Source organism: Enterobacter sp. 01-M-02-SI-ECC, assembly GCF_047530595.1.
In the GTDB taxonomy this organism is placed as follows: domain Bacteria; phylum Pseudomonadota; class Gammaproteobacteria; order Enterobacterales; family Enterobacteriaceae; genus Enterobacter; species Enterobacter cloacae_M.
On record NZ_JBLKCZ010000089.1, the window covers coordinates 1 to 1,331 of the forward strand.

1 protein-coding gene is annotated in these 1,331 nt (G+C 48.4%); it reads left to right on the forward strand.

What is annotated here, in order from left to right; genetic code table 11:
* Nucleotides 1-68: 68 nt before the first annotated feature.
* Nucleotides 69-1,073: an IS110-like element IS5075 family transposase gene (locus ACMWLG_RS25775; RefSeq protein WP_000427614.1), complete on the forward strand. Its 1,005-nt coding sequence runs from the start codon at nt 69-71 to the stop codon at nt 1,071-1,073.
* The last annotated feature ends 258 nt before the right edge of the window (nt 1,074-1,331 follow it).

A 1,331-nucleotide genomic window follows, 5' to 3' on the forward strand; every position in this document is an offset into this window, starting at 1 on the left:
TTAATGAGATGGTCACTCCCTCCTTCCCAGTACTATGCTGAGGACAGGCTTTCATTCGGAGAACCATCATGGAAAACATTGCGCTTATTGGTATCGATCTGGGTAAGAACTCTTTCCATATTCATTGTCAGGATCATCGTGGGAAGGCCGTTTACCGTAAAAAATTCACCCGACCAAAGCTAATCGAATTTCTGGCGACATGCCCAGCAACAACCATCGCGATGGAAGCCTGTGGCGGTTCTCACTTTATGGCACGCAAGCTGGCAGAGTTAGGGCATTTTCCAAAGCTGATATCACCGCAATTTGTCCGCCCATTCGTTAAAAGCAACAAAAATGACTTCGTTGATGCTGAAGCTATCTGTGAAGCAGCATCACGTCCATCTATGCGTTTCGTGCAGCCCAGAACCGAATCTCAGCAGGCAATGCGAGCTCTGCATCGTGTCCGTGAATCCCTGGTTCAGGATAAGGTGAAAACAACTAATCAGATGCATGCTTTTCTGCTGGAATTTGGTATCAGCGTTCCGCGAGGTGCTGCCGTTATTAGTCGACTGAGTACCCTTCTTGAGGACAGTAGTTTGCCTCTTTATCTCAGCCAGTTACTGCTGAAATTACAACAGCATTATCACTATCTTGTTGAGCAGATTAAAGATCTGGAATCTCAGTTGAAACGAAAGTTGGACGAAGATGAGGTTGGACAGCGCTTGCTGAGTATTCCCTGCGTTGGAACGCTGACTGCCAGTACTATTTCAACTGAGATTGGCGACGGGAAGCAGTACGCCAGCAGCCGTGACTTTGCGGCGGCAACAGGGCTGGTACCCCGACAGTACAGCACGGGAGGTCGGACGACATTGTTAGGGATTAGCAAGCGGGGCAACAAAAAGATCCGAACTTTGTTGGTTCAGTGTGCCAGGGTATTCATACAAAAACTGGAACACCAGTCTGGCAAGTTGGCCGACTGGGTCAGGGAGTTGTTGTGTCGGAAAAGCAACTTTGTCGTCACCTGTGCTCTGGCAAACAAGCTGGCCAGAATAGCCTGGGCACTGACGGCGCGACAGCAAACTTACGAAGCATAAAGGCAGAAATACACCAGTTTAAACAATCATTCATCTGGTTTTGCGAATACTGATATTGATGATACAAACGGCCCACCGGCCTGTTGAGGAACCTGTAAAACGGAAAGGCTCGCTGAAGCCGTATATTTTCTGGAGGTTCATCAGGCGCGGAACTCATCGAGGCGCGGGAATAAAATCCCATTCAGACGCCGGATAGATTCAAGCAAGCCAACTTATCGTCAAAATCGGTGTTGCAAAAACGGGAGTGACCATAGATTC